This window comes from Antrihabitans cavernicola, from assembly GCF_008297975.1.
GTDB classification, from domain to species: domain Bacteria; phylum Actinomycetota; class Actinomycetes; order Mycobacteriales; family Mycobacteriaceae; genus Antrihabitans; species Antrihabitans cavernicola.
Map to the genome: position 1 here is coordinate 175,383 of NZ_VLNY01000002.1, position 26,889 is coordinate 202,271.

Annotated in this window: 29 protein-coding genes and 1 tRNA gene; 12 read left to right on the top strand and 18 right to left on the bottom strand. The window is 63.4% G+C overall.

Annotated features, from left to right (window positions below; translation table 11 throughout):
- Positions 1 to 30 precede the first annotated feature (30 nt).
- The gene (locus FOY51_RS04565; RefSeq protein WP_149429026.1) at positions 31 to 1,113 is read right to left on the bottom strand and encodes a class I SAM-dependent methyltransferase; all 1,083 of its coding nucleotides are present in this window, start codon (positions 1,111 to 1,113) and stop codon (positions 31 to 33) included.
- Positions 1,114 to 1,127: 14 nt separating this feature from the next.
- Between FOY51_RS04565 and rfbC the strand changes: the two genes are divergently transcribed.
- Positions 1,128 to 1,679, top strand: a complete 552-nt coding sequence (gene rfbC, locus FOY51_RS04570; RefSeq protein WP_149429027.1) for a dTDP-4-dehydrorhamnose 3,5-epimerase — start codon at positions 1,128 to 1,130, stop codon at positions 1,677 to 1,679.
- A gap of 1 nt (position 1,680) precedes the next feature.
- Here rfbC and FOY51_RS04575 read toward each other — a convergent pair whose 3' ends face one another.
- The 7 genes from FOY51_RS04575 to efeU all read right to left on the bottom strand — a co-directional run bounded on the left by FOY51_RS04575 (position 1,681) and on the right by efeU (position 8,956).
- Entirely contained in the window at positions 1,681 to 2,712 is a 1,032-nt protein-coding gene (locus FOY51_RS04575) for an NAD-dependent epimerase/dehydratase family protein (RefSeq protein WP_149429028.1), read from the bottom strand.
- Between the two features lie 2 nt (positions 2,713 to 2,714).
- Positions 2,715 to 3,386 carry a PIG-L deacetylase family protein gene (locus FOY51_RS04580; RefSeq protein WP_149429029.1) on the bottom strand — a complete coding sequence of 224 codons (672 nt, stop codon included), beginning with the start codon at positions 3,384 to 3,386 and terminating at the stop codon, positions 2,715 to 2,717.
- Positions 3,383 to 4,186: a glycosyltransferase family protein gene (locus FOY51_RS04585; protein WP_149429030.1), complete on the bottom strand. Its 804-nt coding sequence runs from the start codon at positions 4,184 to 4,186 to the stop codon at positions 3,383 to 3,385. Before FOY51_RS04585 ends, FOY51_RS04580 begins: the two co-directional genes overlap by 4 nt.
- Positions 4,186 to 5,433, bottom strand: a complete 1,248-nt coding sequence (locus FOY51_RS04590) for a class I SAM-dependent methyltransferase (protein WP_149429031.1) — start codon at positions 5,431 to 5,433, stop codon at positions 4,186 to 4,188. The genes FOY51_RS04585 and FOY51_RS04590 overlap by 1 nt, the downstream gene beginning before the upstream one ends.
- Positions 5,434 to 5,614: 181 nt before the next feature.
- Positions 5,615 to 6,907: an iron uptake transporter deferrochelatase/peroxidase subunit gene (gene efeB / locus FOY51_RS04595; protein WP_149429032.1), complete on the bottom strand. Its 1,293-nt coding sequence runs from the start codon at positions 6,905 to 6,907 to the stop codon at positions 5,615 to 5,617.
- Entirely contained in the window at positions 6,888 to 8,018 is a 1,131-nt protein-coding gene (efeO, locus tag FOY51_RS04600; protein WP_149429490.1) for an iron uptake system protein EfeO, read from the bottom strand. The genes efeB and efeO overlap by 20 nt, the downstream gene beginning before the upstream one ends.
- A 38-nt stretch (positions 8,019 to 8,056) precedes the next feature.
- Complete coding sequence (efeU, locus tag FOY51_RS04605) at positions 8,057 to 8,956, bottom strand: iron uptake transporter permease EfeU (protein ID WP_149429033.1); 900 nt, start codon at positions 8,954 to 8,956, stop codon at positions 8,057 to 8,059.
- 141 nt (positions 8,957 to 9,097) lie between these two features.
- Between efeU and FOY51_RS04610 the strand changes: the two genes are divergently transcribed.
- The 5 genes from FOY51_RS04610 to FOY51_RS04630 all read left to right on the top strand — a co-directional run bounded on the left by FOY51_RS04610 (position 9,098) and on the right by FOY51_RS04630 (position 13,426).
- Complete coding sequence (locus FOY51_RS04610; protein WP_371830403.1) at positions 9,098 to 9,820, top strand: lytic transglycosylase domain-containing protein; 723 nt, start codon at positions 9,098 to 9,100, stop codon at positions 9,818 to 9,820.
- A 121-nt stretch (positions 9,821 to 9,941) separates the two neighbouring features.
- Positions 9,942 to 11,237 carry a phosphopyruvate hydratase gene (eno, locus tag FOY51_RS04615; protein WP_149429035.1) on the top strand — a complete coding sequence of 432 codons (1,296 nt, stop codon included), beginning with the start codon at positions 9,942 to 9,944 and terminating at the stop codon, positions 11,235 to 11,237.
- Positions 11,238 to 11,307: 70 nt separating this feature from the next.
- Positions 11,308 to 11,949: an FtsB family cell division protein gene (locus tag FOY51_RS04620; protein WP_149429036.1), complete on the top strand. Its 642-nt coding sequence runs from the start codon at positions 11,308 to 11,310 to the stop codon at positions 11,947 to 11,949.
- Positions 11,946 to 12,485: a DUF501 domain-containing protein gene (locus FOY51_RS04625; RefSeq protein WP_235916117.1), complete on the top strand. Its 540-nt coding sequence runs from the start codon at positions 11,946 to 11,948 to the stop codon at positions 12,483 to 12,485. Before FOY51_RS04620 ends, FOY51_RS04625 begins: the two co-directional genes overlap by 4 nt.
- Positions 12,482 to 13,426 (top strand): Ppx/GppA phosphatase family protein, encoded by a 945-nt coding sequence (locus FOY51_RS04630; RefSeq protein ID WP_149429037.1) that lies wholly within the window; start codon positions 12,482 to 12,484, stop codon positions 13,424 to 13,426. The genes FOY51_RS04625 and FOY51_RS04630 overlap by 4 nt, the downstream gene beginning before the upstream one ends.
- Before the next feature lie 8 nt (positions 13,427 to 13,434).
- Here the strand turns inward: FOY51_RS04630 and FOY51_RS04635 are convergent, their stop codons facing one another.
- A complete protein-coding gene (locus FOY51_RS04635; RefSeq protein WP_149429038.1) occupies positions 13,435 to 13,728 on the bottom strand; it encodes a transcriptional regulator in 294 nt (97 codons plus the stop codon).
- On the bottom strand, positions 13,725 to 14,165 hold the full coding sequence (locus tag FOY51_RS04640; RefSeq protein ID WP_149429039.1) for a hypothetical protein: 441 nt from the start codon (positions 14,163 to 14,165) through the stop codon (positions 13,725 to 13,727). Before FOY51_RS04640 ends, FOY51_RS04635 begins: the two co-directional genes overlap by 4 nt.
- 122 nt (positions 14,166 to 14,287) lie before the next feature.
- Here FOY51_RS04640 and FOY51_RS04645 point away from each other — a divergent pair.
- Together FOY51_RS04645 and FOY51_RS04650 are read left to right on the top strand one after the other, a co-directional pair.
- Positions 14,288 to 14,361, top strand: a tRNA-Leu gene (locus FOY51_RS04645).
- Positions 14,362 to 14,472: 111 nt separating this feature from the next.
- On the top strand, positions 14,473 to 15,540 hold the full coding sequence (locus FOY51_RS04650; RefSeq protein WP_187776178.1) for a DUF4062 domain-containing protein: 1,068 nt from the start codon (positions 14,473 to 14,475) through the stop codon (positions 15,538 to 15,540).
- 494 nt (positions 15,541 to 16,034) lie between these two features.
- Here the strand turns inward: FOY51_RS04650 and FOY51_RS27910 are convergent, their stop codons facing one another.
- From FOY51_RS27910 to FOY51_RS04660, 3 genes are all read right to left on the bottom strand, one after another.
- The gene (locus FOY51_RS27910) at positions 16,035 to 16,526 is read right to left on the bottom strand and encodes a site-specific integrase (protein WP_353961355.1); all 492 of its coding nucleotides are present in this window, start codon (positions 16,524 to 16,526) and stop codon (positions 16,035 to 16,037) included.
- A 107-nt stretch (positions 16,527 to 16,633) separates the two neighbouring features.
- Positions 16,634 to 17,488 (bottom strand): tyrosine-type recombinase/integrase, encoded by an 855-nt coding sequence (locus tag FOY51_RS27915; protein WP_353961356.1) that lies wholly within the window; start codon positions 17,486 to 17,488, stop codon positions 16,634 to 16,636.
- A gap of 64 nt (positions 17,489 to 17,552) precedes the next feature.
- Entirely contained in the window at positions 17,553 to 17,936 is a 384-nt protein-coding gene (locus FOY51_RS04660; protein WP_149429041.1) for a hypothetical protein, read from the bottom strand.
- Positions 17,937 to 18,208: 272 nt separating this feature from the next.
- On the opposite strand from FOY51_RS04660, the gene FOY51_RS04665 reads away from it, so the two are divergent.
- Both FOY51_RS04665 and FOY51_RS04670 read left to right on the top strand, forming a co-directional pair.
- The gene (locus FOY51_RS04665) at positions 18,209 to 19,351 is read left to right on the top strand and encodes a hypothetical protein (RefSeq protein ID WP_149429042.1); all 1,143 of its coding nucleotides are present in this window, start codon (positions 18,209 to 18,211) and stop codon (positions 19,349 to 19,351) included.
- Between the two features lie 27 nt (positions 19,352 to 19,378).
- A complete protein-coding gene (locus FOY51_RS04670) occupies positions 19,379 to 19,678 on the top strand; it encodes a hypothetical protein (protein ID WP_149429043.1) in 300 nt (99 codons plus the stop codon).
- Positions 19,679 to 19,720: 42 nt separating this feature from the next.
- Here the strand turns inward: FOY51_RS04670 and FOY51_RS04675 are convergent, their stop codons facing one another.
- A complete protein-coding gene (locus FOY51_RS04675; RefSeq protein WP_149429044.1) occupies positions 19,721 to 20,584 on the bottom strand; it encodes a DUF1707 SHOCT-like domain-containing protein in 864 nt (287 codons plus the stop codon).
- A gap of 59 nt (positions 20,585 to 20,643) precedes the next feature.
- Complete coding sequence (locus FOY51_RS04680; RefSeq protein WP_149429492.1) at positions 20,644 to 21,534, bottom strand: LysR family transcriptional regulator; 891 nt, start codon at positions 21,532 to 21,534, stop codon at positions 20,644 to 20,646.
- An 83-nt stretch (positions 21,535 to 21,617) separates the two neighbouring features.
- On the opposite strand from FOY51_RS04680, the gene FOY51_RS04685 reads away from it, so the two are divergent.
- On the top strand, positions 21,618 to 22,550 hold the full coding sequence (locus FOY51_RS04685; RefSeq protein WP_214633061.1) for an EamA family transporter: 933 nt from the start codon (positions 21,618 to 21,620) through the stop codon (positions 22,548 to 22,550).
- Positions 22,486 to 22,740: a DUF3253 domain-containing protein gene (locus FOY51_RS04690; protein WP_149429045.1), complete on the top strand. Its 255-nt coding sequence runs from the start codon at positions 22,486 to 22,488 to the stop codon at positions 22,738 to 22,740. Before FOY51_RS04685 ends, FOY51_RS04690 begins: the two co-directional genes overlap by 65 nt.
- A 54-nt stretch (positions 22,741 to 22,794) precedes the next feature.
- On the opposite strand, the gene FOY51_RS04695 is transcribed toward FOY51_RS04690, so the two are convergent.
- The 3 genes from FOY51_RS04695 to FOY51_RS04705 form a co-directional block, all read right to left on the bottom strand.
- Positions 22,795 to 24,162, bottom strand: coding sequence for a T6SS phospholipase effector Tle1-like catalytic domain-containing protein (locus FOY51_RS04695; protein WP_149429046.1), 1,368 nt, complete (start codon positions 24,160 to 24,162; stop codon positions 22,795 to 22,797).
- 88 nt (positions 24,163 to 24,250) lie between these two features.
- Positions 24,251 to 25,114, bottom strand: a complete 864-nt coding sequence (locus tag FOY51_RS04700) for a histone H1 (RefSeq protein WP_149429047.1) — start codon at positions 25,112 to 25,114, stop codon at positions 24,251 to 24,253.
- A 150-nt stretch (positions 25,115 to 25,264) separates the two neighbouring features.
- Complete coding sequence (locus FOY51_RS04705) at positions 25,265 to 26,791, bottom strand: AMP-binding protein (RefSeq protein ID WP_149429048.1); 1,527 nt, start codon at positions 26,789 to 26,791, stop codon at positions 25,265 to 25,267.
- Positions 26,792 to 26,889: the final 98 nt, after the last annotated feature.

Below are 26,889 nucleotides of genomic sequence, written 5' to 3' on the forward strand. Positions count from 1 at the left end.
CCCAGGTTATGTACACAGAATAGTTCGTGATCACGACGCGTGTGGATCGACAATCCAGCGTCCGACCAGTTCTGGATAGCTTTGTCCGACTTCGGATAGCAGATCCGGCAACGTCAACAACACTCGATCCGGCTCGGCGGCGACCAATTCCTCGGGGGAGATGATCGGTATGTCTGTGCCCGGCATTCGCCTGCCCTGTTTCGAGGGCGACGCATCGGCGACGGCGGCAAGGAGGTTCCGGTTGAGACCCGCCATGGCGAACAGTGCCACAGCGCGCGACGCCGCGCCGTAGGCGTAGACCCTGGTTCCCTGTGCGGCTTCGGTTTCCAGCCAGGTTCGGAGCGATTCGTTCTGTTGCGACGCCGCGCGCGCAAGACCGCGGACGACGGCAGGATCGACGATGCCGCCCTCCCGCTCCGTAGCAAGGATTCGGGTGACTCGCTCGTCCGGCTCGGTCGGTTGTTTCCGGGCGGCGATCAACACGGTTCCGCCGTAGAGGTCGAACTCCCACGCCGTGACGATGCTCATACCCGCGTCGGCGACAAGACGTGTCAGCGCAGTCATCGAGTAGTAGGCAAAATGCCCGTGCCGCAATGCGTTCCACTGTCCTTGGGCGACGATCGATCCCAGCGAGTGATACTGCAGCAGTAATGCCCCGTCGGAAGTCAGTGCGGCAGCGCGCTTTCGGAAGGCTGCCTGCTGGTCGGGCTCGTGCATGATGCCGAAGCAGTCGAGAACGACGTCCGCCGCCGAGTCGACTTCGGTGAATCCGCGATCCGCCAGCAACGGCAACCATGTTCCGCCGTGCGGACTGCCGAACTCTGTCACCGACGTTCCCTGCAGCCAACCTGATTCGGCGACCTGCCGAACCGCGTCGGCGGCCTGATCTTTCAGCGCCTGCGGCTCCACGCCGCGCGGTTCGTCGGTGACGGTGTCATCGTCCGCCAGCTGCGCCAACCCGCATTCCGCGCACAGGTCCATCGCAAGCGGATGGGCAATCTCGGCCGGGCGGATCGGCTCGTCCGCCAACGGGAAATGGTCTGCCGCCGGGACTGTGCCGAGGTCGAGCACGCGATCGAGTCGCGTACTCCCACATCCTCTGCAGGCACTCATGGCAGTATCGATTCGTGCGCGTCGAATCCACTGACCTTACCGATGTTCTGGTGCTGGTACCCGAACCGTTCCGCGACGAGCGTGGGCTGTTCACCCGCACCTTCGACACGGAGATCTTCGACAACGCGGTGCGACGACCTGGTGCGGGTGCATCGTTTCTGCAGGACTCGCAATCCCGATCCGGCGCAGGCGTGATCAGAGGGTTGCACGGCCGTTCGGGGCGTGGCGAAGCCAAGTTGGTGCGGTGCGCCAACGGTGCGGTGCACGATGTGCTGGTCGACATCAGGCGAGACTCGCCCACCTTCGGCCGACAGCAGGCATTTCTGCTGGACGACTCCGAGTTTCGCCACCTCTACGTCCCGCCCGGCTTTCTCCATGGGTTTCAGGCACTCACCGACACTGCCGACGTCTGCTACCGCATCGACCGGCCACACGACCCGACCGAAGATCTCGGCGTCGCCTACGACGATCCCGGTCTCGCGATCGACTGGCCCCTTCCGGTCACCGTTGTCTCGCCGCGTGACGCCAAGGCCGGCAGTTGGACTCAGCTGATCCAGCAACTGTGAATCACGCGGGTGCATCGGCACGGCGCCGCATCGACTCGTCGAGAATCCCTGCCTTCTGGAGCTTTTCGAGGTGCGGCAGCCGGGTGAACTTCTTGAAGAAGTCGTCGCTGGTGAGTCCGGCTGCGGTGTACTCCTTGTAGAGTTCGACCGCGCCGTCGGGGATGCTCCATTGTGCCTGGTAGCCAAGGGCTTTGCGGATCGCCGAGAAGTCGACGCGGTAGGAGCGAGGGTCAGGTCCACTCTCGCCGGTGATCAGCAACTTCGAACCAGGAACCGCGTCCACCACCGATTCGGCGATCTGCGCGACGGTGAAGTTGTTCTCCTCCGAGCCCACGTTGTACGCCTCGCAGCTCACCGCATCCATCGGTGCCGCCATCGCCGCGATGAATGCCGATGCGATGTCCCGACCGTGGACGAGCGGCCGCCAGGGTGTCCCGTCCGACATGACGCGGACGTCGCCGGTGAGCACCGCGTGCCCGACCAAGTTGTTCAGCACGATGTCGGCGCGCAGGCGTGGCGAGAACCCGAATGCCGTTGCGTTGCGAAGGAAGACGGGGGAGAAGTCGGAATCCGCCATCGCCGCTACATCGTCCTCCACACGAACCTTGCTCTCCGCGTACGGTGTGAGGGGCCGCAGCGGCGCATCTTCGGTGACCAGCTCTTCGCCGGCCGATCCGTAGACCGAACAGGTCGACGCGTACAGGAAGCGCGAAACACCCGCGGCCTTTGCCAACCGGGCGAGCCGGACCGAGGCGTGATGGTTGATGTCGTAGGTGATCTCGGGTGCGAGGGCTCCCAGCGGGTCGTTGGACAGCGCGGCGAGGTGAATGACCGCCTCGAACCCGGTCAGCTGCTCTTCGGTGACGTCACGGAGGTCGACTGCCAGTCCGGGCGGATCCGTCGGGGCGGGACCGAGAATGCAGTCCGCGAACAGACCGGAATCGAGGCCGACCACGTCGTGCCCTTCAGCCTGCAGCATGGGCACCATCACGGTGCCGAGGTAGCCCTGATGTCCGGTGACGAGTACCCGCATCGCTAACGCCCTTCGACTGTGTTTGCCGGACTGCCGAACGTGACGACAGCCTTTTCGATGACGAAGGCCTCGGCGTGAGGACTCCGACTCTGCACTCCGCGCAACCGAGACAGGCCGAGGAACGACTCTGCGTCGAACCAATCGTGACCGACCTGCGACGGATAGTGCTGGTGAAGCAGTTGTACCTTCCGATCGGCCACTGCGGTGGCCAACGGATGAAACATGGTGGGGCGCGGCGTATCCGTTTCCCACTTCAGAATTTCGTAGCCGAGAATCAGGTGACTCCTGAACTCGGTCGGCGTCACCTCGGCAAGCAGTCGGTGGTCCTGGTGCGCATCGTTACGTTGGGTCGTGAACACCAGCCGGGTATCGCACCTGTCACGAAAAGCTTTGAGCTCGTCCTTGATTCGATCCCAATGGGCAGGCGCTCGGCCGTCCGGGATGTCGAGAACGGTCACGTCCAGATCGGCGCCGGGGCAAAACGCAGCCAACGCCGAGCGCTCCTCGACCTCGCGATCGGTGCCTGCGCCGGACAAGACCAACGCTCGGACCTTCAGGCCGACAACGGATTCGGCCAGAGTGAGGAGTGTTCCGCCCATGCCGATCGCGATGTCGTCGCAATGTGCGCCGAGTACCGCGATCTCGGTGGGCGTCTCGGTGAACAAGTCGGTCATGGCAGCTCGGTGGCCGTGTCCTTGTCAGCGTCTTCCCACACCATCCATGGTCGAACGCCCTTGTGGTAGCCGGCATCCAGTTCGGCGCGTTCCTTGAAGGTGTCGGCGGGCTTCCAGAAGCCCATGTGCTTGTAGCCGAACAGGCGACCTTGGGCAGCCAAGGCCCCGCACGCGTCTTCGACCAGATCGCCGCCGGGTGGCAGCAGGTCGAAGATCTCCTGGCTCAGCACGAAGAAGCCGCCGTTCTCCCAGATCGGGAGCTTCGACACCGGCGTGATCTCTTTGACCTCACCGGAATCCGTCACGTCGACGCAATGGAACGACGACTGTGGCGGGACGATCAGCATCGACGCGGCCGCACCCGAGGCGTGGAACTTGGTGACGATCTCGTCCATCGGCGCATCGCTGAGAACGTCGGCGTAGTTCGCGAGGAAGTAGTCGTCATCATCGAGGTGCGGACGCACCCGGCGGAGCCGCTCACCGATTGCCGATTCCAGTCCCGTATCGACGAACGTGATCTTCCAATCGTTGATGTCGGAATGCAGCAGGTCGACCCGACCGTTGTGCATGACGAAATCGTTCGATGCGGCTTCCTGGTACGAGAGGAAGAAGTTCTTGATGTGCTCGGCACCGTAGCCGAGGCAGAGCACGAATTCCTTGTGGCCGAAGTGCGCGTAGTACCGCATCACGTGCCACAGCAGCGGCCGCGGTCCAACCATCTGCAGCGGTTTGGGAATCGCGTCTGCGGAATCGTTGCGCATGCGCATTCCGTATCCGCCGCAAAACAGGACGACCTTCATCAGGCTTGCCTCCCAACATTGTTCAGCTCAGCGGTGTGCAGCGTCGGCAAAGGGTAGACGAGTTGTCCCGACCAGTCCGCGATATGTCGAAGCTGCTTGTTCAGTTCTGTTTCCAAGTTCCACGGCAGTACGACGACGACGTCCGGACGGTCTTCGTCGATACGGGCTGGATCGAGAATCGGAATCCGCGTTCCCGGTGTGAATCGTCCGTGCTTGTAGGGGTTGCGGTCCACCGTGTACTCGAGCAGGTCGGTGCGAATGCCGCAGTAGTTCAGCAGCGTATTGCCCTTGCCGGGTGCGCCGTACCCGACCACGCGCTTGCCCTCGGCCTTGCAGTCGAGCAGGAACCGCAGCAGATCGTGGCGCACCTTCTGTGTGCGCGGCTCGAGCTCGCGATAGCCGTCGACGTTGTGCAGCCCGGCTTCTTCTTCGGTGCGCAACGCATCGCGAACGCGATCGGTCGGAGTGGCGTCGGTTTCTTCGGGCCGCGCCCAGAGCCGGATCGAACCACCGTGTGTGGGAACCAGTTCCACGTCCACCAGGCGCAGGCCTGCTGTCGCAAGGGCCCGACTCGCCGACAGCACGGTGTAGTACTGGAAATGCTCGTGATAGATCGTGTCGAACTGGCCGAGCTCTACCAGGTTGAGCGCGTGGTGAACTTCGATGCTCAGCCAACCGTCGTCCGCCAGCAATCCGCGCAGCGAGCGCGTGAAGCCCAGTAGATCCGGTATGTGGGCGTAGACGTTGTTGGCAACCACCAGGTCGGCGGGACCGTGCTCGGCACGCACCTTGGCCGCGAGATCTTCGTCGAGGAAGGCGGTTTCGGTCGGGACGCCGCGTTCGCGGGCCGCCGCGCCGACATTGATCGACGGCTCGATTCCGAGGCACGGGATTCCGGCGGCCACTGCGTGCTGGAGGAGGTATCCGTCGTTGCTGGCGACCTCGACGACGAACGAGTCGGCGCCCAAATTCAGCCGATCGATCGCACTGTCGACGAACGACTTCGCGTGCTCTACCCAGCTGTCCGAGAACGACGAGAAGTAGGCGTACTCGGTGAAGGTTTCTTCGGGAGTGATCAACGCAGGAATCTGCAGCAGCAGACACTCTTCACACAACCGAAGATGCAGTGGGTAGGTGGGTTCCGGCAGATCCAACTCGTCGGCCGCGAGGAATTTCTCGCACGGCGGAGTCGCACCCAGGTCCAGAACGCTCAGCAATCGGTCCGAATTACACAATCGACAATGCACGCAAGTCCCTTGATCACCCCGACCGCAAGACGGCAGAAAAATTGGGTAGGCATCCTGCGGCGTACCCCCGGTCAATTATGCACACTGAACTGGGCAAAACAACTTCCGCCCTACCTTCGTAATGGCCTATTTGCGAGGTTGTGCGGCAACGATGGTCGGCGAGGTGGGTTTTTGGCCGTAACTAACGGTTCGACGGACCCGGTGACCCTTCTGCTCCACCGAACAACGTCGATCCCCAGTACTCACCCTGACCCACTCCGGGCGGCACAGCGAACACAGCGGATGCCATGTGCTGGATGTATTCGTTCAGCAGATCCTTGCGCGAAAGCTGCAGCTGCATCGGAACGAATTGCTCGATCGGATTGCGGCAGAAGGCGATGAAGAAGAGTCCTGCGTCCAGGTGCCCGAAGCCGTCGGAGCCGTCGGTGAAGTTGTAGCCGCGCCGCATCAGCTTGATGCCGTTGAGCGATTCGTGCGACGCCAGCCGGATGTGGGCCGCCTTGTCGATGAGCAGTCCCTCGGGGCCCTTCGACTGCAGATCCACCGCATCGAATTCGGCACCGCTGCCCTTCGGTGCACCACTGCCCTTGGCACGCCCGAACACGCGCTCCTGTTCGTTGAGTGTGGTGCGATCCCAGGCCTCGATCAGCATGCGAATACGACGAGCGACGAGGTAGGTGCCGCCGGCCATCCAGTCCTGATCGTCTTTGGGATCCACCCAGACGAACTGCGAAACCTCTGATGTGTCTTCGGATTTGAGGTTGTTGGTGCCGTCCTTGAAGCCCATCAGGTTGCGCGCAGTGACCTGCGACGCAGATGTGGACGATGTGCGCCCAAACCCCAACTGCGACCATTTCACTGCGACCGTGCCGGTGCCGAGCCGCGCGAGATTGCGGATCGCGTGGACAGCGACCTGCGGATCGTTGGCGCATGCCTGGATCGCGATATCGCCACCGCTGCGGGCCGGGTCGAGGATGTCACCCGGGAAATGTTGTAGATCGGCAAGCGCTGCAGGCTTCTTCGAGAAGATCCCGAATCGGTCCTTCTCAGCGGTGCCGAACAGCGAGGGGCCGAAGCCGATGGTGAGCGTGAGCTGGCTCGGGGCCAGATCCAGGGCCTCGCCGGTGTCGGACGGCGGTGAGTATTCCTCGCCACCGGTCGCGCCGTTGTCGTAGGTCTGTTCGCCCTTGGTCATGCGTTCGGCGACTTCGGTCCACGTACGCAACAAGGCGATCAGGTCGTCCCGGGAGTCCGAGATCACGTCGAACGCGACGAAGTGCATCCGATCCTGTGCGGGCGTGGCGATTCCGGCTTGATGTTCACCGCGGAACTCGACGACGTCGGCCATCGTCGAGGAGTCGCCCGGCGCTGTCTCCCGGCCGACAACAGCGCCGGCGCCGACCAGTGCGGCACCCGCACCGAGAGCGCCGAACAGCCCGCGGCGGCTGATGCCCCTATTTTCCTGCAACGACACGCTGTACCTTGCTTACCTCTGCCAGCAATGCATCGATCTTCTGCGACAGCTCTTGACGCTGAGGCTCGGTAACCGTGTCATAGCTGACGAATCCGTCGCCGGCGCGGTGGGTTTCGAGGTCCGCTTCCAGATCGGCGAAGCGCTGATCGATCTGCTTACCGAGGGCAGCATCTCGCTCGTCGAGAATCGGCCGAATCGACGCGATTGCGGCCTGCGAGCCTTCGACGTTCGCCTTGAAGTCGTAGAGGTCGGTGTGCGAGAAGAAGTCCTCTTCGCCGGTGATCTTGGTGCGCGCTACCTCTTCGAGCAATCCCGCTGCGCCACCGGCTGTTTGGATCGGATCGATCACGAAATCGTTGGCATTGACCCGGTCGGACAGCTCTTGCACGTCCTTGTTCAACTGGTCGGCAATCGCGTTGGTGTCCGGCTGCAGACCCTGCGTCCACAGGTCCTTCTCCAGGCGGTGGAAGCCGGTCCATTTGGCACCCGGCTCCACGTCGGGTTCGCGGAGGTCGATGCGGGGATCGAGATCGTCCGGGAAGCTTTCGGCGACCGGCTCGATGCGCTCGTAATACGTACGCGCCAGCGGGAACTGGGCTTTCGCACCGGCGATGTCCCCGGACTTCACGGAGTCGACAAACTTCTTCGTGGTGTCCTGCAAGGCGCTGATCTGACTGACGACGTAGCGCTTGTAGCCAGCCGCGGCATCGGCGAGTTGGCCACTCTCTTCTTGCTTGACGGCGTCGCCCGTCACGGTGAAGTCGGCACGGATGCCGTCGCCGACCATGCCCGGCTTGCACGCGGTCTGGTACGTGCCGGGCTCCGTCAACGCAACGATCAGCTGGCGCGTCAGGCCGGGACCGATGTTCTCGACCTCGCCCATCACCCGGTCGCCCTTGCCGTACACGTAGAACTCGGTGACCTTGGAACCGTTGTTGGTCACCTGGAAGGTCGAGTTGCCGGTGCCCGCCGTGTTTTTCGCAATGTCGCACGTCGAATCGTTGGCGGTCACGGCAATATCGCCGGCCTCGGACTTCGACTTCTCGGTGCACCCTGCAACGGCCAGCGGCAGCGCCGCGACGAGTGCCAGGACACAGGTGGTTCTAGTGATGTTCGACAATTTCGGTGGTGCCTTTCAGGCGCAGAGCATCAGGGGGTGGATTCGAGTGCGGGTTGTTCGGCAACGGGTTTCGCTGCGGCGGGTGCGCCGGTAGGGCGCAGGAAGAGCGCGAGTACGACGACGACGTAGACGACCCACGCGACAACCTGGGCCAGGGTCGGGTCGGGTCGGAAGTTGAAGATGCCTGCGAGGACGGTGCCGTACCAGCTCGAAGAATCGAACCAACCGGTGATGTCGAAGGCCTGCGTTGCGCCACCGGGCAACCAGCCGCCAGTCTGCAGAGCGCGGATGCCGTAGGCGAGGATTCCCGCCGCGACGACGATCAGGAAGACGCCGGTGTACTTGAAGAACTTGGCGAAATTGATGCGGATGGTGCCGAAGTAGAGGAGGACCGTCAGCAGCGCGGCAACGACGACCCCGAGCAGCAAGCCCAGCAGCGGCCAGCTGCTGCCCTCGGTGTTCTCGGCGTAGCCGACCATGAGCAACGCCGTCTCGACACCTTCACGACTGACGGCGAAGAACGCGAGTAGCAGCACGGCCAGCGGGCCTACGTCGAGCGCCCGCTCCATGCCTGCGCGGAGCTCGCCCGAGATCGACTTGGCCGCGGAGCGCATCCACAGCACCATCGCGCTGACGATCACCACGGCGACCAACGATGCGACGCCCGCGATGATTTCGGCGGTCAGTCCGGTCACCGTCGACGTTCCGAAGTGAATGGCGAAGAATATTGCGGCGACCATGGCGATCGCGATTCCGACGCCCAGCCACACCCACTTCAGGGCGTCGCGGCGGTCGGATTTCACCAGGAACGCGACAAGGATCATCACGACGATTCCGGTCTCGAGTCCTTCGCGGACCCCGATCAGTCCACTCCCGAACAGTTGAGTGGCGATCGACGGTGCGCCTGCACCGGCGGCGAGGACGGACACGGCTCGTTACTCCCTTGCTGAGGTACGCCTGCCCATACGAAGGCAAGGCGATCCTTGGTTGATTGGTGAAACATACACCCCTGCCCGCGGGACGGATATATTCATTACCCACGCTTTACTTTCGATGTGGATCATTGTGGCGTGAAGTTCATCGGGTGCGCGGCTGTGGTCGCATTGGCGGCGACACTTGTCGTCGGATGTGGGCGCGGCGCGAAGGTTGCGATACCCGACGGCATTCCGCCCGGCGCGGGAACGCCGCTGCCCGTCATCGATGTCGACGCCCCGGGCCGAACTGCGAACTTGCTCCACGACTGGGCAGCGGGTCAGTCGGACGCGCTGCATATTTCGGTGACGGCCCTGGAGGCGTACGGCTACGCGGCTGCTGTGATGGCGAAATCGCAGCCCGACTGCGGGATCAGGTGGACGACGATCGCCGGTATCGCCAGCGTCGAAAGCAAGCACGGCACCTTCAGGGGATCGTCGGTGCAGGCCGACGGCTCGGTGGTGCCGCCGATTCGAGGCGTTCCGCTCGACGGTGGTCCCGGAGTTGCGGAGATTCCGGATACCGATGGCGGTGCACTCGACGGCGATCCCGTCCACGATCGAGCGATGGGGCCGCTGCAGTTCATTCCCGAGACCTGGAAGCGCTACGGCGTCGACGCGAACGGTGACGGTGTCGTCTCGGCCGACAACATCGACGACGCGTCGTTGACCGCCGCTCGATATCTGTGTGCCAGTGGCGGGGATCTCACGACGCCGGAGGGGTGGCAGAAGGCGTTGATGACCTACAACCTGTCCGGGTCCTACCTGCGTGAGGTGCGTGATCGTGCCGCGGCATACAGCGTTGGCACTAGTGCCAGGTGAGCGTTTAGTTGGTGTGGACCCCTACTAAGCGCTCACCTGCGCGGAGCGCCTCCACCCACTCGGACTGCGGGACGCTACGCTCGATGCGCGCACCTGCCAGCTTTCGAAGGAGAACCAATCCGTGGCCATCATTGATCAGGTCGGAGCCCGCGAGATCCTCGATTCGCGTGGCAACCCCACCATCGAGGTCGAGGTCGCACTGGACGACGGAACCCTCACCCGCGCGGCAGTTCCTTCCGGCGCATCGACCGGCGAGCACGAGGCCGTCGAGCTGCGTGACGGCGGCAAGCGCTACGGCGGCAAGGGTGTCCAGAAGGCCGTCGAAGGCGTGCTGGACGAGATCGGCCCCGCGCTGATCGGGTTGGACGCCATCGAGCAGCGCACCGTCGATCAGACCCTGCTGGATCTCGACGGCACCCCCGACAAGTCGCGCCTTGGAGCCAACGCCCTGCTGGGTGCGTCGCTGGCCGTCGCGCGCGCCGCCGCCGAATCGTCGGGCCTCGAATTATTCCGCTACCTCGGCGGACCCAACGCGCACATCCTGCCGGTGCCGATGATGAACATCGTCAACGGTGGCGCCCACGCCGATTCCGGTGTCGACGTTCAGGAATTCATGGTCGCCCCGATCGGCGCCCCCACGTTCAAGGAGTCGCTGCGCTGGGGTGCCGAGGTGTACCACTCGCTGAAGTCGGTGCTGAAGGAAAAGGGCCTCTCGACCGGCCTCGGCGACGAAGGCGGCTTCGCGCCGAGCATCGCAGGCACCAAGGAAGCGCTCGACCTGATCAGTACGGCGATCGAGAAGACGGGCCTCAAGCTTGGCGCCGATGTTGCGCTGGCACTCGATGTCGCGGCAACCGAGTTCTACACCGACGGCACCGGATACAAGTTCGAGGGTTCGGTACGAACCGCCGCCGAGCTCACCGACTTCTACGCGGAGCTGCTCGACGCCTACCCGCTGGTCTCGATCGAAGATCCGCTCAGTGAAGACGACTGGGACGGTTGGGTCGCGCTCACCGATCAGATCGGTGACCGCGTGCAGATCGTCGGTGACGATCTCTTCGTCACCAACCCGGAGCGGCTCGAGGACGGCATCGTCAAGGGTGCCGCAAACGCGTTGCTGGTCAAGGTAAATCAGATCGGCACGTTGACCGAGACCCTCGACGCTGTCGAACTCGCGCATCGCAGCGGCTACAAGACGATGATGAGCCACCGCAGCGGCGAGACCGAAGACACCACCATCGCCGACCTGGCTGTTGCTGTCGGCAGCGGCCAGATCAAGACCGGCGCCCCCGCTCGCAGCGAGCGCGTCGCCAAGTACAACCAGCTGCTGCGCATCGAAGACGCCCTCGGCGACGCGGCTCGCTATGCGGGCGATGTTGCGTTCCCGCGGTTCAACTTCGAGGGCTCCGACAACTGAGTGACGGAGGATCTGTGACGACCGGGGCGAGCGCAGCGACGGGGAACTTGTCTCCGCCGAGTGAGCGATGATGGCCGAGAAGCGGCGTGGCCGCGGCTCGGGCAGCAGTCCCGGCGGTCGCAGCTCCAGCAGATCGACACGCGCGGAACGGGATCGGCGGGCGCCGGCATCGAAGGCGGTGCCGGAAGTCGCAGAGCGCGAAGTGCCGATCCGAGCGTCTGTGCGGAAGTCGTCGCGGTCGTCGGCACCCAAGCCCGAGCGAACGATTCTGGGCCTGTCGACAGGTCGTGCCGTGATCTTGGCGGTAGTGGTGTGCGCGCTTGCGTTGACTCTCGCGGTGCCGCTGCGCACGTACTTCACGCAGCGAGGCGACGCCGCGCAAGTGGAGGCCCAGCGCGTGGACCTGGAAGCCGATCTGCAGAAGTTGCGCGAAAAAAAGCTGCAACAAGCGGATCCGGCGTACATCACGGCCGAGGCTCGTGATCGCCTGCGGCTCGTGATGCCGGGTGAGACACCCTTCCAGGTGCAGCTCCCCGGTGCGTACGAGGCAGAGCAGGCCCGGATGGCGAAGCCGGAACCCAAGGGCGGCCCGTGGTACAGCGACCTCTGGAAGCAGGTGAGTGTTCCTGCTCCCGCTCCGGTCCCGCCGCCCGCGATGCCGCTGGCGCCGTTGCCGCCTCCGCCGCCCTCGGCCGGAGGGGCGCAGGGGTGACCGAACGCATCGACCGCCCGAGCCAGAGCGATCTCGATGCCGTTGCCGCACAACTGGGTCGAGAGCCCCGCGGTGTGTTGGCGATCGCTTATCGTGCTCCCGATGGAACTCCCGGCGTCGTGAAGACCGCACCGCGTCTGCCGGATGGCACGCCGTTTCCCACGCTCTATTACCTGACAGATCCGCGGCTCACCGCGGAGGCGAGCAGGCAGGAATCGGCGGGCGTGATGCGCGAGATGACCGAGCGTCTCGCCGCAGATGTAGACCTGGCGGCGGCGTATCGCGTTGCGCACGAAAGTTATTTGGCCGAACGCAACGAAATCGACTCGCTGGGAACCGACTTCACCGGCGGTGGGATGCCCGAGCGAGTGAAGTGCCTGCACGTGCTGATGGCGCATGCGTTGGCCAAAGGTCCTGGTCTGAATCCGCTGGGCGACGAGTCGGTTGCGCTTGCGGCGCAAGGGAAGCTGCGCGGAACGGCGCTACCCGCCGACTGGCCCACCTACGAGCAACTGCACGGAGAGGACGCGACATGACCCGCGTTGCTGCGGTCGATTGCGGCACCAATTCGATCCGCCTGCTGATCGCAGACATCGATGGTTCGGGTGCGCTCACCGACGTTCGTCGCGAGATGCGGATCGTGCGCCTCGGTCAAGGAGTCGACGCCACAGGCGCTTTCGTGCCCGAGGCGATCGAGCGCACACGCGTCGCACTGCACGAGTACGTGGGCATGATGCAAGAGGCACACATCGATGCGGTGCGGATGGTCGCAACGTCGGCGACTCGTGACGCGTCGAATCGCGAGGACTTCTTCTCGATGACCCGCGCCGAGTTGGGTGCCGTGATCGCGGGTGCGGAGGCCGAAGTGATCACCGGCGACGAGGAAGCGCGGCTGTCGTTCGCGGGCGCCGTCGGTGAATTGGATTCGGCGGCAGGACCGTTCGTGGTCGTCGATCTGGGTGGCGGCTCGACTGAGCTGGTTCTGGGCGACACGACTGGAGTGCAAGCGGCCTTCTCCGCCGATGTCGGCTGTGTGCGCACGACGGAGCGGTGCTTGCACGACGACCCGCCGACGGCCGAGCAAGTCGCTGCCGCAAAGGCCTTCGCGTCCGAGCGGTTGGCGCCGGCGTTCGCGCAGGTCCCCGTCGAACAGGCACGCACCTGGGTCGGGGTGGCAGGAACGATGACCACCATCGCCGCGATCGCGAACGACCTGCCCACCTACGATCCGGCGCGGGTGCACCTGTCGCGGCTCTCGCTAGACGCCGTCTACGACGTGTGCAATCGTTTGGTTGCCATGACCCGTGACGAGCGCGCGGCATTGGGCCCGATGCATCCGGGACGTGTCGATGTGATCGGCGGGGGAGCGATCATAACGTCGGTGCTGGCCGAGGAATTCTCGCGGCGTGCGGGGATCGGCGAGCTGATCGTCAGCGAGCACGACATTCTCGACGGTATTGCGATGTCGTTGCGCTGACTCTGCGACTAGCCCTCGCCGACAATTCGGCGAAGCTCGGCGACGTGCGCGGCATATGCCTTCCGCCCGGCGGATGTCAGCGATGCCCAGGTGCGTAGCCGAGATGCCCTGGTGGCCTTGGTGATCGTGACCAACCCGGCTTCCTCGAGTGTGCGCAGTTGCTTGCTGAGCACCGACTCGCTGACGTCGACGCTTTCGCGGATGACCGAGAACTCGGCCTGATTCACTTCGGCCAGCAACGCGCAGATCTGTAAGCGGTGCGGGGCATGAATGGTGGTGTTGAAAGTGGGAACCACGGTCATTGTCGGCTCCGAAGCTCCTTGGCGTACACCGCATCCCATCGATAGCCGGTGACGGTCATCTCGATCGCCGCGATCACGCCGCAGATCAGTGGCACCACAGGCCACCAGTGTCCCGCCGTGTAGCCGATCACGTACAGCGCGGCCGCGGCCAACGCTCCCACGGTCGCGATCCGACCGGCAGGTCCGGGGCGATTTCCGTTTATCCAGATGCCCTTTGTGCGCCGGTAGTAGAGGACCAAGCCGCCGCAACCGAGGAGGAACAGCGCGATCACCGTCATGCGTGGGAGCAGCTCTTGGAAATACGAACTCGCGACGAACAATCCGACCATGATGCCGAGCATCACGTGATAGCCGGGCGGGCTGGCTGAACGATCGGCGATCAGGTCACGTTGGTGTTGGGCGCTGCGCAACTGCGCCGCTGCGGTTTCCGGGTCCATCGGGTCCCTCACTTTCCGTTATGGAAAGCGTAGCGACTGACTTTCCAGTTTGGCAAGTGGGTGGGTGTTCGCGCCTAGGGCGGTGCTGGTTAGAGTTCTCGGAGGCGGGCGCGAGCCGGTCGGCCCCTATAGCCCAATTGGCAGAGGCAGCGGACTTAAAATCCGCACAGTGTCGGTTCGAGTCCGACTGGGGGCACAGGTAGAGGCATTATTGCTGCTGTCGAGCGCCCGCCACCCCGGTATTACCCCGGCGCATGGCGGCGCGGCGGTGTCCGGATTGTCAGACCGCGCTGGCAAGATCGGTGCTGTGGACGACAAGCGATATCAGGTCTTCGTGAGTTCGACGTACACGGACCTCACGGACGAGCGAGCGGCCGTGATACAGGCAATCCTGCGAATGGACCATCTGCCCGCTGGAATGGAGATGTTTCCGTCGGCTGACGAAGGTCAATGGGCTCTGATAGAGCAGGTTATCGACCAAAGCGACTATTACATTGTCGTTGTGGCTGGCAGATACGGCAGCGTAATTGACGCCGAGGGAATTAGCTTTACAGAGAAAGAGTACGACTACGCAGTCAAATCTAAGATTCCAGTTCTCGGATTTGTCCATAAGGACCCCGGCAGCATTCCAGCGAATAAGACGGACATGGACCCCGCAGTGCAGGAGCTACTTCAGAAGTTTCGCGAAAAGGTACAGTCAAAGCCAGTTACCTTCTTCGAATCCCCGGCGGAGCTTGGCGGACTTGTGGTCACTAGCTTATTGCAGGCGATCAAAAAGAAGCCGGGAATGGGCTGGATTCGTGGCGATCAAGCCATGACTGTCGAACAGCAGCGCGAAATATTGGCGCTACGTGAGCAGGTTGCAGCCTTGAGGGAAGAAAAAGTAGCTGCCGAAAGCGCTTTAGTGGAAGATGTATCGAAACTCGCGCAGGGTGACGAAACGGTCACTCTATGGGTCGAGGTTGAGAGCCCATCATATAACCAGCCGAGCGTAATCGAGTTCGTGGAGACTACATGGGATGGGGTCTTTCGAGACGTAGCCCCAGAATTGGTCGACGAAGGTGCAGAAGTCGATGCACGACAACGGCTTGCAAGTCATCTTGTGATTAATGCCCGAGATGAGGCAATGGAAAGGATGAAACGCGTTCCACGTGGTCAGGCTAAAGTCCACGATGACGACTGGGACCTGGTTAAGACTCAGTTTCGCGCACTGGGCTTGATCGACAATGGCCTAAAAAAGAGGCCGGTTAACGACTCCAACAAGTACGTCCGCCTTACAGAGAAGGGTGACAGGCACCTCACTGCTCTGATCGCGGTTCCGCGAGGCATCGATCCAAACTCGATCGTGGTCCCCTCGGTTCTAGCTGACAACTGAAGCAAACTTTCGCCCGAGCCTCTGCGCGCTCGACGGAGGCCGGAATCGCCGCAACCGGAACTGCACTAGTCGGGGCAGCAGATTGGTCGCGCTCCAGTCCGCAAGTTGTAACGGAACACGCGCAACCTCCGATCTGAGCAAATGGCGACGCATGCCGAAACAGACAAATAGGGGGAACCGTGAGCGACTCGGCCAGTGGAATGTTCGTTTTGTTGCTAGTTGTTTTCTTCGTATGTGGACTCGCCGCCGCGCATGTTGCGGGCCAAAAGAACCTAAGCAGCGGAGGATACTTTCTATTTGCGTTCTTCTTCGGGCCGTTCGGGCTGGCGACTGCATTGCTAGCTGCACCGGCCAAGGCACCGGTTGCAATCCCCGACGGTATGCGGGCTGTTGTATGCACGCGCTGCAATGCGGATCAAAATATCGGCATCAATGCTCCGAGGTATAGCTGCTGGCGGTGCAAAGAGTCGGTAGCTGTGGCCCGCACCGCTTCGTCAACCTGACCGACGTCCGAACATCTGCACCACGTTCGACGGAACCGATTCAGCGGGAACGAGATTGGCCGGGGCGGGAGGTTCGGGCAGTACGTTGGCCGCGCCTCCGTCCTCTTCGGGAATCCAATCGCCGTAGGTGTTCAGGGTGAGGGTGAACGTGCTGTGGCCCAACCATTTCGACACCTGCATGAAGTGGGTGCCCGCCGTTAGTTGCATGACCGCCATCGAGCGGCGTAGATCGTGCAGTCGTACGCCGCGTGTGGCCGGTTGACCGTCGTGCGCGGGAGCGCTGACCGGCAGGCCCATCGCCGCCAGGGCGGGCTTAAAGATCGTCTCGTAGAAGGTGCCCATCGCTACCGGCTGCGACCAGTCGTGCGGCACCGCGTACCGCTCACCCGCTGTCCGGTATCCGCCGCCGTTCTTGCGCGACCGCCATAGTGGCGCTGTTGGCTCGCCGGGTCGTGGGTGCTCGTTCTCTATGTACGAGTGCATCCGCGCGGCAATCCATGGCGGTAGCGGCACCGAGCGACGGGAGCGCTTGGACTTGGGAGTGCTGGCAACCCACTGTCCCCCCTTGCGGTCCTTGGTCCGACGGACGTTCACCGCGCATCGAATCGTGGGCTGCCGTTCGCGAGTGCTGGGGGCGTCGTGAACACCAAGTCTTCAATCTGCAAGCCCGCGTTCTCAGATGCACGCAGACCGCTGTACGCCAAGAAGTCCACCATCAGTCCGTAGACCGGGTACGCCGGTAGCTCCTGGCCGTTGGTCGGCTGCCCTGCGATAGCCGCGCTCAGCTCGGCCAATTGCGTTGCGGTGAGCGGCGTGTGCTCGAATGCGTCGTGGTCGCCGGTAGCGCGGTTGGTGGCAAAGTCCACTCGGTCGGTTGGGCTGGACGGAATCGCGCCGTGCCGCACCGAGTACTTGAGCACCCGGCCAAAGGTGCCCCACGCGTGCTTGATCGTCGCGGGGGAGAGGGTGGGCTCCAGCCGCCCGTCTGCACCCTGCCGCGACTGCTGCCGCACCAACGCGGACAAGAACTCTTCGCATTGCCGGGGCGTGATGCTGGCGACGGCCAGACCGGCGAAGTGCCGCAGCGCATAGCGGCGTAGCACTCGTTCATAGTCGTCCAGGGTGCGTCGCTTCAATCGGCCCTGAGCCACCTTCACCTCCATGCTGTCGAGCCAGGCTTGCGCGTAGTAGCCGTACGGCAGGTCGCCCGCCTTGCGCTGATCGGCGAGTGTCGCGGTGCCGGTGGTGTGCCGTGCGGCGTTCAGTTCGTCGCGTCGAGCTTCCGCGTCTTCGCGGGTGCCGAACGATTCCTGCCGCGCTCGGGTGCGCTTGCGCCCGTCGGGCTTGGCGGGATTGACCGGGATGGGTAGCCCCATCGCATCGCGCACGGGTTCGGTCCAGCAGTCCCCGATGACGTGTCTTCGATGGGTGTGCGATATCGCCATGTAGGACACTAGCGCCGAAGGCGTTGCTACCAAACGTGTTCCGTACGCCAAGAAATACCTCGGCTTACGGTTGCAAAACCACGGCGGGTGTCAGGGTGCACGTACCCGTGGACGAGGTATAGGAGCCGTAGACGATCCCCACCCCGGGGGCATTCGGCGCCGACCCCACAACCGTGGATCCCGACGGGGCCAGTGGCGTGACTCCGACGAAGTTGGGGTCCAACGCGATCCACGCATAGGAGACGTTGCTGCTCGTGACCGGGTTGGGTGCGCTGATCGCACCGACCGCGACACTGCCGCCGGAGGCTACAGCGGATGCACCTGGACACAGGACGGTCGGCGTGGGGATCACCGATCCTGCGGAAGCGATCGCCGGCACCGCAAGACCTGCCGCTGCCGTGAGCGCCACAACGGCGGCGGCCCGGCGTGTTGTTCTCATGTTCGACATGACTTGCTCCCTTTCTCGATGTGGTGTTGTGCCAACAGGCGCATCTCACAGCGTGGACGGAGCGACGGAGAATCGCATGGGTAATGGGCTACTCAATCCGTCGAGATCGCCTTACGGCCGGTTTCAATTCCCTTGTCCCAGTTGATAATCACCAACATTTCCCATACGTCGAGAAATGCAATCGCAAAATCCGCACACGTTGTCGGTTCGAGTCCGCCTGAAGGAAGCATTCATATGGTTCGGCGCTTGCCCGCGTGGCAATCTTGTCGATCATGAACGGTAGATGGCTGAGCAGGTTGCGGTGGCGTTCGCGCGCCGGGCATTTGGTGACCTGGATGGCAGTGAGCTTCGGAATGACCGTCGTCATCACCAGGCTCTTCCTGATGTCGTCGGGGTATCCGAAAATCGGGGGTGCCACGTACCACATTGCGCATGCCTTGTTCGGCGGCTTGCTACTGGTCATCGCGATGCTGGTGACGCTCCTCTACGCGAGTGGCACATCGATGATCGCGGCAGCGATTCTCTCCGGAGTGGGTCTGGGGTTGTTCATCGACGAAGTCGGCAAATTCATCACCTCGGACAACAACTACTTCTTCCCCCTCGCAGCGCCGATCATCTACCTGGCGTTCCTGTTGATCGTCGCCTTGGCGCGCTATGCCGCTCGCGCACACCGGATTTCGCCTGTCGTGCACCTGAGCCAGGTGATGGAGGAAACCGCGCAGATGGTCGGCACCCGCCCGGGCACAGACCGACGTGCCGCCCTGGCCGCCGAGTTGGACGGCATACATCGCGGCGACCTTCCGCCCGAGCACGTCGACGTGCTCGACGCGCTGTCGCGTTACCTCCATGCGGCGCCCGATCGCGGTCACGCGTCGGTGTCGGGTCGAGTGATCCCGGTGATCGAACGAGTCGAGGAGGTGCTCGCGCCGCAGCGACTGTTGGCTCCGGTGTTGATCGCGGTCATGTTCGCGCACGCCGTGTGGTCGCTGGTTCGGCTGGTGGCGAGTGCCGAGGTGATCACGGGCTGGCACCCGGCGTGGCATCCGCTCGGAAGACTGTTGGACTCAGGCGAGTTGAACCACCACGGGTGGAAAGCGCAGTTGGCGTTGGCGCTCGCTGCGATAGGCGAGGTTCTGGTAGGCGCGGGTTACCTCGCCGCCGCGGTGCAATGGTTGCGCGGTCATGTTGCCGCAAGCGTCCGTCTCGGAATCTGGGCCAGCGTGCTGTCGCTCACCGTCGTCAACGTGATGGCAACCTATTTCGATCAGTTCCTCACGGTGTTCACAGCGATCGGTGAGGCCGTGATCTTGGGCGCCCTCGTTCGTTACCGCACCCGCTTCATCCCCCGTGAGCAATGGCACTGGCATCACCGAGGGCTGGCGTCGCAATCCGTTCCGGAGCCCGCGGGTCGATAGTTCACCGAGTGGCATATCCACGGAGACATGCGCTTCGGAGAGGCGCTCGGCCTGGTCGCCGCCATGATCCACGGTGGCGCGGAGCTGGTCACCGCAAGTCGGTGGACGTTGCCGACGGATGCTGCCTACGCCGCCGTCGGTAGCAGCGGTCGGCCGCTGCAGGACGCGGTAAGTGCCATCGACGACGCCCACGAATCGGCCGATCCGGTGGCAACGATCAACGCCTGGCAGCGTCGTCGTTTGGACGCCTGGCGGGCGAGTGGAGCGATCGAGCACTCACCGGTGCTGTGGTCGTCGTTTGCGACGGTGGATACGGCGTCGCAGTAGCCGACTACTCGGTGCTTCGACGACATCCACCGACTCGACTGCTCAGTTGAATCGTCCGTGACTTCGCCACCAGTCGAGCAGCGATTGGTTTCCGTCGGCGTCGGAGGCGAAACTGACGCCGAGGGTATGTCGTTGTGCGGAAGTCCATTCGAGACTCGGAACAATCTGCTTGCCGGTGGACTGAAAGCATTCGTATCGCCCGGCGGGCTGCGCCGATTCGGGCATGGGGTAGCTGTTGTCGGACGCACCGTCCGCGCATGCGACATGATCGAGATTGTTGCGGTCGTCGTCGTAACTCTGCTGAGCGGTCTGCGCATCGGCGTAGAGATAGAAATGCGACTCCGAGATGTCCGCTCCGGGGTACGCGCCGCAGATCAAGGCCGCGAGTTCGCCATTGTTCGGTTCTTGATGGGAACAATTGTTCTGGCTGTACCCGGTCGGCAACACCGCGACCAGTTGACGGTCGGCAACGGTGTAGTCGGGCCGTTCGACCACCGACGTCGCCACGATCGGGGTAGTCGGCGACGGTGTTGTCGACCGACTCGACACCGTCGGCGTAGCCGAATGATGGCTGGTAAGCGCCACGACTGCGGCCGCGACGGCGAGAAAGGACGCTGCGACGGCGGCCCAAACGCCTCTCCTGACGCGCGTTTTCGACCCGGCCGGTGCGCTCGGTGGCTGGAGTTGCGGAAGCGCGGGCAGTTCGTGCGGGACCTGTAGATCGCCGACGAGCCGGATCAGCTCGCCACGGGTCGCCGCGTTCTTCGCAGCGGTGAGGCGTTGCTGGTACTCGTCGTAGGCGAGCTCACCGTCTGCGTAGGCACTGTCGAGCGCGGTGGCAGCCATCGAGCGGTCGAGATCATTGGCGCGCACGGACGCTCGGTCCGAGGCATCCGGCCCAGTCATCCGCACATGATTGCATGTGCGGCACCCACCCGCGACCCATCGCGCTCAGGTCCGAGCGGTCAGAGCACATCCTGTGTTGCAACAGCTCGCAACGCTCCCACCATCGCTTTCAGCGGCGGCCAATTCGAGCGACCCTTGCGCGTGAGCGCGTACACCGTCATCAGCACATCGTGCGAACTCGCGAACTCGGAGATCCGTATGGCATCTGACGTGGATCGGTGCAACGGCAGCAGCCCAACTCCGTAGCCCTTACCGATCATGTGCTCGACGAGATCGAGGCTGTCGATTCGATGAACCACGTTGGGGGAGAAGCCTTCCAGGGCGCAGAGTCCGCGGATCACCTCTTCGTCAGCCGTATTTCGCGAGTTGACGATCCACCGATGCTCGGCGTAATCGAGCAGTCGTACAGGTCCGGTCGGATCGGAACTCGGCACGCCGAGGCCCCACGGAATGGTCCACAGCCGCATCGATTCGAGAAGTGCGCTCGGGGGGAGTGGTGCGGTGTTGTAGTCGTAGGTGAGTGCCAGATCCAGGTCGTCGCTTTCGAGCAATTCGAACGCCTCGAGCGGCTCGTATTCGCTCAACTCCACTCGGATCAATTCGTGGGTGGTCGACAATCGCTCGACAGCGGGCAGCAGCGACGCCCTGATCGCGGTTTCGAACCCGCCCACGCGCAAGGTTCCCGAGGGCACGGAGTCGGGATCGAGGTCGCGTCGTGCCGCGTCGACGGCGGCAAGAATCGTGACAGCATGGTCGGCGAGACGCAGGCCCGCGGGTGTGAGGCGGACTCTGCGTCCATCCGGTTCGATCAACCGAGCGCCGACTTCCTCGGCCAGGCTCGCCAACTGCTGCGACACCCCTGACGTCGTTGTTCCGTGCACATCCGCTACCGCCCGCATGGTGCCGAGACGGGACAGCTCCAGCAGGAGATGCAGTCGTCGCAGGTCCAACGAACTATCGTTCAGCATTGTTAAACAATACATTCATATATATCGCGTGGACATGAACGGTGCCGTCCGGATTGAATTGGCCCATGACCACCGTTCGAACTCGCGAGGGCGTTGCGGCGGCAGTAGTGGCGATGCTGTGCGTCCAGATCGGCCTTGCGGTCTCGGTCGGCCTGATCGACCGCATCGGTGCGGACGGCGCCGCGTGGCTTCGGCTCAGTTGGGCAGGCGTGCTGATGTTGGTGATCGTCAGGCCGCGACCGTCTGAATTCAGTCGTCGGGCATTGCTCGACGCCTCGCTGCTGGGACTGGTCACTGCCGGCGTCACCGTCTTGTTCATGTACGCCGTTGCGCGAATTCCATTGGGCACGGCAAGCGCACTCGAGTTCCTCGGCCCGCTCAGCGTTGCCGCGCTGCATGGCCGTGGTCGCGGCCGAGTCCTCTGGCCGTTGTGTGCGGCGGTCGGCGTCGTGTGGTTGACCCGGCCGTGGGAGGGCTCGGTGGATGCGGTCGGCATTGCGTTCGCACTCGGTGCTGCGTGCTGTTGGGCCCTCTACATCGTCTTGACCCAGCGAGTGGGCGATGCCGTGACGGGATTGAACGGTCTCGCCGTCTCCCTTCCGGTCGCGGCGATCGCCACCACCGTGTTCGTCGGTCCGTCCGTCATTCCCGAGATGACGCCGGGACTGCTGATCGCTGGGATCGGCCTTGCGTTGTTGCTTCCTGTCGTACCGTTCGCGTTGGAAATGCAAGCACTACGCAGACTCGACGCTGCCGCGTTCGGAACACTCATGAGTCTGGAGCCCGCCTTCGCATCGATCATCGGGCTGGTGATGCTCGGTCAACGTCCGCACTGGCTGTCGGTGCTCGGCATTGCCTGCGTCATCGCAGCGGGAGTCGGTGCTACTCGATCGAGTGGCAGTGGCAGCGTAAGTTCGGATGTGGAGGTGCACAATGAGTTCGAGCGACCGGGAACTCGAATCTGCGATCCGCAACCTACTCGCGAGCCGTGCAGCTGATTCGTCGATCTGCCCGTCCGATGTCGCGCGTGCCATTGCGCCGAAAGACTGGCGACCCCTGATGGAGCCGGTGCGCGCCGCCGCCAGACGCCTGATGTCAGCAGGCGAAGTACGCATCACCCAAGGCGGAAAGACGGTTGGCGATCCGTCGACGGTGAAAGGGCCGATTCGAATCGTCCGTAGCGACTGAGTTCCGCACTCCTACCGGAGTCGCCTCATCAACTCTGCCGACGCGTCGAATGCGTCATCCAACAACTCGTCGCGCCGCCGGTGATCGTTGTCGCCGGAACGGAACTCGTCTGCGCTGCGCTCCTTGTCGTGGTCGCTCTTCTCTTCGCTCATGGTCATGAGTGTGCTCATGCGACACCGGCTTTGGCGAATGATTTTCTTCGGTCGGCGTTACCAGATGCAGCTTTTTGCCGCCGTGCTGCGACGCCGATACCACCGGCCAGGCCGGCACATCCTCGATCGGAACGTCGCCATCGTCGGTCTCCGACACCCATTCGATCCAGCGAGAGGCGTTGGGTGCGGTACCCAAGCCGTTGTCCAGTTCGACGTTGCCGGATCGTTCGAAGGCGCTGCGTGCGATCCGAACGTTCCAGTCCGCCCTGCTCGTTTCCGATCCGACCACCTGCAGTACGCGATGACCGCGATGGAAACGCGTGTCCTTGCGCGCGAACATCGCCGCGAACCACGCGACCATCGCGCCGAGAGCATTCGCGATGCGGTAGCCGAATGTCATCGAATTGTGCAGTGTCGGAAGGTTGGACGGCTGCAGGTTGCTGTGGAACAAATCGTCTCGGACCACCAGACCTCGCTTGGTGGCCTCGCCGATCATCCAGAGCAGGCTCAGATCGCCGAGAGTCGATTCGCGGTATCCGCCGCCGACGTCACTGTGGACTCCGTCGAACCACACTTGCTTGACGTTGGTCTTCTTGTTGTCCTCGGGCTCTTTCCACACGCATGGTGCGAATGCACGGCGCCGCTCGTCGATCGCCAACGCCTGCCGTGCGTACTTGACCTGGTTTGGCAGCTCCACGTCATGGAACTTGTACTTGCGCAACGACAGACCTGGAACACCAAGTGCACCAACGGTATCGAATACTCCGAGGAACTTGATCTTGACTTGACTGTCGCGGTAGCAGGATCTGCGAAACTTCGCGACGTTGTCCTTCGCCGCTTGAAATTGTGTGGGGCTTTGATCGAGACGCGGACGATTCCGGTAGACCTTGATCGCCTCGCACAGATCGTTGCGTACGACGCCGTCGGGTGTGAGCAGACCGATCGTCGAGATCATTCCGATCAGACTGCGCGCCGTGTATGCGCCGCGGCTGAAGCCGAAAACGTAGACGTCGTCGCCCTCTTCGTAGTTGAGCGCGAGAAAGCGGTAGGCACCCAGGATTGCCGCATCCAGTCCCAGCCCGAATGCGCCGCCGAAAAGCCGCTCGACGCTGGTCGCACCGGTGCCGACTCCGCTGGTGTAGTACACGACTTGCTGCGAGCCGTCGGGCGGCGACGTGTGAATCGCGCGTGCAATCTTCTCGATGTTCGAGACGTTCTTGTCGTCGGACGTTTTCCACGTTCCGTCGCAGCAGATAACCAAGCGCTTCATGTGAGGGCCTCCCCGTAGCTCACCGGTCAGACGTCAAGCCTGATCCGGTGGGCCCGGGACCACATGAGTAGTGGACTACCCTAATTGCTCACTTTTTGTGCTTCTTGTGCTTCTTCTTGTGTTCGGCCTTTGCGGCGGCGGCAGCTGCCTTCTTCTTGTCGGCTTGCTTCTTCTTGGCTGCCTTGCGATCTGCGATCTTCTGCTTGGCTGCTGCCTTGCGTTCGTCGGATCGCTTCTTCAGCTTGGCCTTGCGCTCGTCGGACTTCTTCTTCAGTGCTGCGCGGCGCTCTTCGCGTTCCCTGTCCTTGGCGGCTTTGCGTTCGGCCTTTTCCAACGACGTGAGATCGGCCTTGGGCGGCTTCGTCGCGACAGGCGCTGCTGCGATCGGCTTGGCGACCTCGGGTGTGGTCGTCGGCGCCTTCTTGGCTACGCGAGAACGAGTCGTGGTCGCGCGCTTGGTAGCCGGAGCCTTGGTCGTCGCTGCCTTGACCGCCGGGGTGCGCTTTGTCGGAGTTGCCGTGGCTGTCGCAGTCTTTGCGGGAGCGCGCTTGGCCGGCGCCTTCTTCGCGGCAGTCGTCTTTGCCGCCGCCGTCTTGACCGCAGTTGCCTTGACCGCCGTCGTCTTCGCCGCCGTCGTGCGCTTCGCTGGAGCCTTCGCCGGCGCGGTCTTGACCGCCGCAGTCTTTGCCGGGGCCGCCCTCTTGGCAGGGGCCTTCGTTGCTGCGGTCTTTCTGGGTGCCGGTGCGCTCTTCGCGGGTGCCTTGGTGGCGGCGGTTGCACGAGTTGTCTTGGCGGGGGCCGCTTTTCCTGCGGTCGTCGTCGTAGCCTTCGCAGCGGTCCGCGCCCGCGTCGTGCGTGCCGGTGCGGAACCTGTCGCCTTGGTTGCGGTGGTGCGCGCCGACGTCGGCGCAGCCTTGCGCGGCGTCGAGCGGGGAGAAGCGGGTGTGGTCACGGTCAGTCCTCCAGAGCGGCGTTGCGCGTGGTTAGGGGTTCGTGTTCAGTGTCGGTCATACCGCACGCCGTGCACTGCACGCACCCTTTCTCACGAAATAGTTATCTCACAGCAACGCCGCGCGTATCCGTCGACCATCCGACGGAAGCGTCAATTGACCTGACGCTCCTGGTCTTTCCAGAACGGCGCGCGCAGTTTGAACTTCTGCACTTTGCCCGTCGCGGTACGCGGAAGCTCGTCGAGAAAGTCGATTCGCTTGGGGCATTTGTAGCCCGCGATGTGTTCGCGGCTGTGCGCGATCAGCTCCTCGGCAGTCAGAGTGTCCTTGCGGCTGACCACGATTGCCGTCACCAGCTCGCCCCACTTCGTATCGGGAATGCCGATGACAGCAACCTCCGCGACGTCCGGGTGCAAGCTGAGAGCATCCTCGACTTCGATCGACGACACGTTCTCACCGCCGGTGATGATGACGTCCTTCTTACGGTCCGCGATGGTGAGGTAGCCGTCCTCGATCACGCCGCCGTCGCCGGTGTGAAACCAGTTTCCGGCTGTAACCCGTTCCGTCTCTTCGGGGTTGCGCCAGTACGCCTCCAGCGCGTGATTTGTCTGCGTGAGGATTTCGCCGTCGACGTCGGTGGTGACGCGCACTCCGAGCGCGGGGGTGCCCGCGCGCACCAGGTTTCGCGCACGCGTTCTGGTGTCGAGGTCGTCCCATTCGGCGCGCATCCGGTTGACGGTGATCAACGGCGACGTCTCGGTGAGGCCGTAGATCTGAATGAACTCCCACCCGAGCTCGTCCCAGATCCGCTCGATGGTTCGAGTGGGTGGCGGAGCGCCCGCAACGATGATTCGCACCCGATCACGTCCGGGTATCTCGCCCTCCCAGTTCGGCGCCGCATCGAGAACCGCCGCGACCACTGCGGGCGCGGCGCACATGACTGTCACGCCGTACTTTTCGATGCGCCGCAGGATTTCGGTGCCGTCGACCTTGCGCAGCACGATGTGTTCGGCGCCGACGCCGGTGACCGCGAATGGCATGCCCCAACCGTTCGCGTGGAACATCGGCAGCGTGTGCAGGTAGACATCGCGGTCGGTGAGGGCGGCGTGCAGTCCGAAGACGGTGGCGTTGAGCCACGTTGCCCTGTGCGTCTGCTGCACACCCTTCGGGCGGGCAGTGGTGCCGGAGGTGTAGTTCAGTGTCGCCGTGGCGTTTTCGTCACCCTCCCACGGTGCTGCGGTGACGCCGTGGGCATAGATCTTGTCGTCGTCCTCACCGAACACGTACTTGTGCGTGACATCGATGGTGTCGAGCAATTCGCGTCGTTCGGGATCGACGAGGAGAACGTCCGCTCCGGAATGTTCGACGATGTAGCGGATCTCGGCCTCGGCGAGGCGAAAGTTGATGGGCAGGAACACCCGGCCCCACGCCGAAACGCCGTAGAAAGACATGAGCAGTCGGGCGGAATTGTGCGAGACGACCGCGATGCGAGCGCCGACGGGTACGTCCCACTCGTCGAGTCGGGCGGCTTGCGCTTCGGCGTAGGCCGACATCTCGCGGTAGGTCAGCGAACCGAGTGACGGTGCAGGTTGGTCCGGCTCGTCCACGACTCCCGTACGGTCCGGATACACCGTCGCCGCCCGGTAGAGGAAATCGCCGACTGTCAATGGAAACTGCATTGCGCTCACTCCCTGGTTCGCCTGCGTACTGTCTTACGCCACCGGAGTCCAACTCAACCAGTATTCGTGTCCGCACGGAACTGCCGAACTGGACGGTT

What these genes read in the sequence shown, in the direction of transcription:
- FOY51_RS04565 (WP_149429026.1), bottom strand. Translation starts at nt 1,113, where the DNA reads ATGAGTGCCTGCAGAGGATGTGGGAGTACGCGACTCGATCGCGTGCTC.
- FOY51_RS04575 (WP_149429028.1), bottom strand. Translation starts at nt 2,712, where the DNA reads ATGCGGGTACTCGTCACCGGACATCAGGGCTACCTCGGCACCGTGATG.
- FOY51_RS04580 (WP_149429029.1), bottom strand. Translation starts at nt 3,386, where the DNA reads ATGACCGACTTGTTCACCGAGACGCCCACCGAGATCGCGGTACTCGGC.
- FOY51_RS04585 (WP_149429030.1), bottom strand. Translation starts at nt 4,186, where the DNA reads ATGAAGGTCGTCCTGTTTTGCGGCGGATACGGAATGCGCATGCGCAAC.
- FOY51_RS04620 (WP_149429036.1), top strand. Translation starts at nt 11,308, where the DNA reads ATGGCCGAGAAGCGGCGTGGCCGCGGCTCGGGCAGCAGTCCCGGCGGT.
- FOY51_RS04630 (WP_149429037.1), top strand. Translation starts at nt 12,482, where the DNA reads ATGACCCGCGTTGCTGCGGTCGATTGCGGCACCAATTCGATCCGCCTG.
- FOY51_RS04635 (WP_149429038.1), bottom strand. Translation starts at nt 13,728, where the DNA reads ATGACCGTGGTTCCCACTTTCAACACCACCATTCATGCCCCGCACCGC.
- FOY51_RS04640 (WP_149429039.1), bottom strand. Translation starts at nt 14,165, where the DNA reads ATGGACCCGGAAACCGCAGCGGCGCAGTTGCGCAGCGCCCAACACCAA.
- FOY51_RS27910 (WP_353961355.1), bottom strand. Translation starts at nt 16,526, where the DNA reads ATGCACTCGTACATAGAGAACGAGCACCCACGACCCGGCGAGCCAACA.
- FOY51_RS27915 (WP_353961356.1), bottom strand. Translation starts at nt 17,488, where the DNA reads ATGGCGATATCGCACACCCATCGAAGACACGTCATCGGGGACTGCTGG.
- FOY51_RS04660 (WP_149429041.1), bottom strand. Translation starts at nt 17,936, where the DNA reads ATGTCGAACATGAGAACAACACGCCGGGCCGCCGCCGTTGTGGCGCTC.
- FOY51_RS04665 (WP_149429042.1), top strand. Translation starts at nt 18,209, where the DNA reads ATGAACGGTAGATGGCTGAGCAGGTTGCGGTGGCGTTCGCGCGCCGGG.
- FOY51_RS04670 (WP_149429043.1), top strand. Translation starts at nt 19,379, where the DNA reads ATGCGCTTCGGAGAGGCGCTCGGCCTGGTCGCCGCCATGATCCACGGT.
- FOY51_RS04675 (WP_149429044.1), bottom strand. Translation starts at nt 20,584, where the DNA reads ATGACTGGGCCGGATGCCTCGGACCGAGCGTCCGTGCGCGCCAATGAT.
- FOY51_RS04685 (WP_214633061.1), top strand. Translation starts at nt 21,618, where the DNA reads ATGACCACCGTTCGAACTCGCGAGGGCGTTGCGGCGGCAGTAGTGGCG.
- FOY51_RS04690 (WP_149429045.1), top strand. Translation starts at nt 22,486, where the DNA reads ATGAGTTCGAGCGACCGGGAACTCGAATCTGCGATCCGCAACCTACTC.
- FOY51_RS04695 (WP_149429046.1), bottom strand. Translation starts at nt 24,162, where the DNA reads ATGAAGCGCTTGGTTATCTGCTGCGACGGAACGTGGAAAACGTCCGAC.
- FOY51_RS04705 (WP_149429048.1), bottom strand. Translation starts at nt 26,791, where the DNA reads ATGCAGTTTCCATTGACAGTCGGCGATTTCCTCTACCGGGCGGCGACG.